Here is a 4911-nt window from a genome sequence, read left to right on the forward strand (position 1 = left end):
GCGGGCGGCGCGGTGTACTCCCCGGCGATCACCGACTTCACGGTGATGGTCGACCAGACCTCGCACATGTTCATCACCGGCCCGGACGTCATCCGCACGGTCACCGGCGAGGACGTCGGCATGGAGGAGCTGGGCGGAGCCCGCACGCACAACTCCCGCAGCGGCAACGCGCACTACCTGGCCAGCGACGAGGACGACGCGATCGACTACGTGCGCGCGCTGCTGTCGTACCTGCCCAGCAACAACCTGGACGAACCGACCACCTTCGACCTGCCCGCCGACCTCGCGCCGAGCGAGGTTGATCTTGATCTGGACAAGCTGATCCCGGACTCGGCGAACCAGCCCTACGACATCAAGCGGGTGGTGGAGGCCGTCGTCGACGACTTCCTGGAGGTCCAGCCGCTCTACGCGCAGAACATCGTGGTCGGCTTCGGCCGGGTCGAGGGCCGGCCGGTGGGCGTGGTGGCGAACCAGCCGATGCATTTCGCCGGCACGCTGGACATCGCGGCGTCCGAGAAGGCCGCGCGCTTCGTGCGCACCTGCGACGCCTTCAACGTCCCGGTGGTCACCTTCGTGGACGTGCCCGGCTTCCTGCCGGGCACCGGCCAGGAGTGGGACGGCATCATCCGGCGCGGGGCCAAGCTGATCTACGCGTACGCGGAAGCGACCGTCCCCAAGGTCACCGTGATCACCCGCAAGGCGTACGGCGGCGCGTACGACGTGATGGGCTCGAAGCACCTCGGCGCGGACATGAACTTCGCCTGGCCGACGGCGCAGATCGCGGTGATGGGCGCACAGGGCGCGGTCAACATCCTCTACCGCGGCGAGCTGGCCAAGGCCGAGGACCCGGCGGCGCTGCGCACCGAGCTGATCAACGAGTACGAGGACACGCTGGCGAACCCGTACATCGCGGCGGAACGCGGCTATGTGGACGCCGTCATCGCGCCGTCCGCGACCCGGGCGCAGGTCACCCTGGCGCTGCGGACGCTGCGCACCAAGCGGGAGACCCTGCCGCCGAAGAAGCACGGCAACATCCCGCTCTGAGCTGCTCAGGTGGCGTGCCGCAGCAGCAGCGCACCGCCGTAGACGAGGGCGCCCAGCGACAGCAGCCAGAAGAGGAACAGCCACACCACGTCGCCGATCAGGGTCTGCCCCTGCAACTGGGCCGCGTCGTTGTCGCTGTCGCCGCCGTGGATCGCCCAGAACAGCTCGGGCACCTGACGCGCGCCGCCCATCAGCAGGAACCAGACCCAGACATGGGCGAAGACGAGCTGAACCGGCTCCGTCGAGCGGAGGGCGACCACCCACAGGATGGCGCCGACGGCCAGGATGACGAACACGCCGAACAGGTTCCGGACCATGATCAGCACGCCGGCCAGAAAGACGAGGCTGAGCAGCAGCACCGAGCGCGGGGCGAAGTCGTGCACCAGCAGTTGCACGCCGGCGAAGCCGAAGATCGACGGGCCCAGGTAGCCGGCCACCAGCGAGACGAACCTCGACACGAAGTTCTCCTTGCCGGACAGCATCTCGCCGCTGCCCGCATGGAAGATCTTCACGTGTTTGACCGCACTGCCGAACAACCAGCCGAAGACCGCGTGACCACCCTCGTGCGCGATCGTGATCGCGTTGGTGGTGTATCGCCACAAGGGCACCGCGGCGACGAACGCCACCACCCCGGTGGACCAGGCCATACCCAGCGAGCCCGCCATCCCAGCAAGCTATCCGCGGGCGGCCGTGACCCACATCACCGGGATCTACTCAATGTGTTGCCGTTCGGCTACTCGAAGTCAGGGCGTGTTGCTGACCGCGGGCAGCCACTGACCGGCCAGCATGAAGCCACCGATCACCAGCGCGGCCAGGTCCACCGCGAGGAAGACGCCGACCCAGAAGAGCGCGGGCACATGGGTGACGCCGGCGAGCTGGTCCGCGTCCGACTCCGGCATCCGGCCCCGGCCGCGAAGCTTCTGCAGCTCGAAGACGGGCCGCACGCCGCCGATCAGCAGGAACCACACCCCCACGTACGCGAAGGCCGCCTGCACCTGCGGCGACGCGTACCAGGAGACGCCGAAGACGATCGCCCCGGTGACCAGCACGGAGACCGCGCCGAACACGTTCCGGATGTTGATCAGCATGAGCAGCAGCAGGAGCACGGCCAGCCAGAGCAGCAGCGTGATCCGGTTGCCGCCGAGCAGCCACGCGCCGCCCAGGCCGACCAGCGACGGCGCGATATAGCCCGCCAGCAGGGTGAACATCATGCCCGGCCCGGTCGGGCGGCCGGCCGACAGCGTCAGCCCGGAGGTGTCGAACTCCAGCCGGATGCCGCGCAGTTTGCGGCCCGTCAGGAGCGCGACCAGCGCGTGGCCGCCCTCATGGGCGATGGTGACGGCGTTGCGCGCCACCCGCCACAGCGGCCGGAACGAGACCACGACCAGCGCGATCACCGCCGTCACCAGGACGAGCAGGCCGGGCGGGTCCGGTTGGGCACCGAGCAGGGTGTCCCAGAGGTCACTTACCGAGTCGATCGACACAGCCCGCGAGCGTAGTCGATCAGCGCCCTCCTAGGCGCGGCGGCGCAGCACAGACTCCCGCTCGGGCATCGCGCGACGCTGCACCATCCCGCCGCCCGCGACCGCGCGGCGCGGCACCATCGCACCGCCTGAGACGGCACCGCGCTGCGTCAGCACGCCCGCGACACCGCGGCGCTGCATCCGCACACCCGCGACCGCCCCGGCCAGGACCACCGCCCCGGCAACGACAAGCACCATGACGAACGCGCCGGCGGCCGCGACGACCAGTGCGATATCGGCGATCGCGACGAGCATCCACAACGCGATCGTGGGCCTACTGCCGTGTCGACGAATCATCTTGTGCCTCCATCCGTGGTCAGCGATGAGTACCCATTCACTCATCGCTCACACCTGGAGGCCTACCGATCGGCCTTGAACCCCTGGTAGATAACCTGAAGGTCCTTCTGGCTGGCCGCCCAGTCGTCCGGCGAGGTGTACCAGGAAATGCTGTAGGCCTGCTTTCCAGGCGTGGTGATGAAGCCCCGCTTCCGCGCGTGCTGCGCGTTGCCGCTGGAGGTGGTGTATGTGAACTCCCAGTCGGCGGCCTTGCCGAGGTAGGTGAGGGGCCCGAGGTTGATCCGCTGGTAGTCCCGGTACTTCGACCCCCGCCGCTCGTCCTCCTGCTGCTCCCAGTCGGCGACGGGGTCGGGCTTGGGCTCCCTGGTTTGATCGATGATCAGCAACCGGTTGTTCTTGGTGAAATACACCTCGGTGCCCTGCGTCCGGACCGAGACGCCGTCGGGCACCGGCACCGAATAGCCATCACCCTGGTAGAGGTACCAGCCGTTCGGCACCCTGGCGGTCACCGGAGCCTTACTGCCGGCAGCGGACGACGCCGGCGCCGAAGCCTTGGCCGTCGCGGGCGCGGGTCCGCCAGCCGGCGCCGAACTGGGCACGGTGGACGGCTTGCCAGCCGCACTGGCGGCAGGCACGACCCCGGCCGGGCCGGGATCCTGCGCCTGGTCACCCTGCTCGTCCCCGAAAGCCAGCGGAACCAACACCGCAAGAGCCACCAGCAGTACGGCGACCAGCACGCCGATCGCGATGACGGTCTGCCGGCGGGTGAGCGTGGTGCCCAGGACGGTGATGCCACGAGCGCCCGAGGAGGGCGTGCGCACGGTCATCGGCTGCCAGGCGGGGCGGCTCGGCTTACCGAACGCCGGAGCGCCGGAGACGGGCGCTGCGGGGGCGGCGGCCTCGGTGTGGGCTGCCGGGGCCCTGCGGGGCTGCTTCGGTGCGGCGGCCGGCTTGATGACCCGGGTACGGCCCGCGTCGGGCGCGGCGATCACGGTGGCGGGACCGTTGTCAGCGTCGTCGGCCTTCGGCGTGCCGGCCTTCAGGGTTCCGGTTTTCAGTATTTCGGTCTTCGGCGTTTCGGTGTTCGGTGTTTCGGTGTTCGGTGTTTCGGTGTTCGGCGTTTCGGGTGGTGCCGTGGGGGTGGCGCTGTTCGCGCCGGTTGGCTTCGGCTCGACGGCCGACTTCGGCTCAGGCTCCGGTTCGGACGCTTCGACCGTGGACGAGCGCGCGTCCGCGTCGGCCGCTGCATCGGCTTCGGCCGTTGTTTTGTCCGCAGATGCCTGATCCGCGGATGCCTGGTCGTCGTCGGTGGCTTTGCCCGCTTCTGCCGGCGTGGCGAGCCCGCTCGACGCAGCGGATGACTCGACGCTCGGTGTTGTGATGTCAGCGGCAGGCTCAGCCGTAGCCGCGGCGGCAGCCGTCCGACCACGGCCCTTCTTGCGGGACGCCTTGGTGGTCGAGCCGGTCGCGACACCGGTGGTCGCCGCGGACTTGGCGGCTTCTTCGGAGGCGGGGCCCGGGTCGGCAGCCGTGATCTTCGGGCCGCTCGCCTCGGCGTCGTCTGCCCCGGTCTTCGGCGCTCCCACCTCAGTTCCGGGCGCGCCGGTTCCGGTCTCGGGCGAGACCACCTTGGCGCCGGTCCCGGTTGTGCCAGTCCCAGCCGCCGGCGATTCCGCGTTGGCACCTGCCTGAGCCGCGCCGATCTCAGCCTCGACTAGGCCCGCGGCGGTCCCAGTCTTGGCCGCATTGGCCTTGACCTTGGGCGAGTCGGCCCCGGCCTTCGCCGCAGCAGTCCCGGCCCCGGGCGAGTCCGCCTCAGCCCTGGCCTCGGGCACATCGGTCCCGGCTTCGGACGAGTCCGCTCCGGCCCTCGCCGCAGCAGTCCCGACCTCGGACGAGTCAGCCCCAACTCCAGCCTCGGACGCATCGGTCCCGGCTTCAGACGAGTCCGCCCCGACAGTTCCAACCGCGGACGAGTCGGCCCCAACTCCAGCCTCGGACGTATTGGTCCCGGCTTCAGGCGAGTCCGCCCCGACCCTCGCCGCAG

General features: G+C 69.9%; 5 protein-coding genes. 1 reads left to right on the forward strand and 4 read right to left on the reverse strand.

Features of this window, described 5'->3' with window-relative positions; translation table 11 throughout:
- The coding region (locus DMB66_RS50365; protein WP_148112856.1) for an acyl-CoA carboxylase subunit beta at positions 1 to 1044 on the forward strand (1044 nt) is incomplete at its 5' end.
- Positions 1045 to 1049: 5 nt separating this feature from the next.
- On the opposite strand, the gene DMB66_RS50370 is transcribed toward DMB66_RS50365, so the two are convergent.
- The 4 genes from DMB66_RS50370 to DMB66_RS50385 form a co-directional block, all read right to left on the reverse strand.
- Positions 1050 to 1709, reverse strand: coding sequence for a M50 family metallopeptidase (locus DMB66_RS50370; RefSeq protein WP_125811215.1), 660 nt, complete (start codon positions 1707 to 1709; stop codon positions 1050 to 1052).
- Between the two features lie 78 nt (positions 1710 to 1787).
- The gene (locus DMB66_RS50375; protein ID WP_125811216.1) at positions 1788 to 2528 is read right to left on the reverse strand and encodes a M50 family metallopeptidase; all 741 of its coding nucleotides are present in this window, start codon (positions 2526 to 2528) and stop codon (positions 1788 to 1790) included.
- Between the two features lie 30 nt (positions 2529 to 2558).
- Entirely contained in the window at positions 2559 to 2822 is a 264-nt protein-coding gene (locus tag DMB66_RS50380) for a hypothetical protein (protein ID WP_199753113.1), read from the reverse strand.
- A gap of 104 nt (positions 2823 to 2926) precedes the next feature.
- Positions 2927 to 4699: a hypothetical protein gene (locus DMB66_RS50385; protein ID WP_125811218.1), complete on the reverse strand. Its 1773-nt coding sequence runs from the start codon at positions 4697 to 4699 to the stop codon at positions 2927 to 2929.
- Positions 4700 to 4911 lie beyond the last annotated feature (212 nt).

This window comes from Actinoplanes sp. ATCC 53533 (genome assembly GCF_003947245.1).

What these genes read in the sequence shown, in the direction of transcription:
- DMB66_RS50380 (WP_199753113.1), bottom strand. Translation starts at nt 2,822, where the DNA reads ATGCTCGTCGCGATCGCCGATATCGCACTGGTCGTCGCGGCCGCCGGC.
- DMB66_RS50370 (WP_125811215.1), bottom strand. Translation starts at nt 1,709, where the DNA reads ATGGCGGGCTCGCTGGGTATGGCCTGGTCCACCGGGGTGGTGGCGTTC.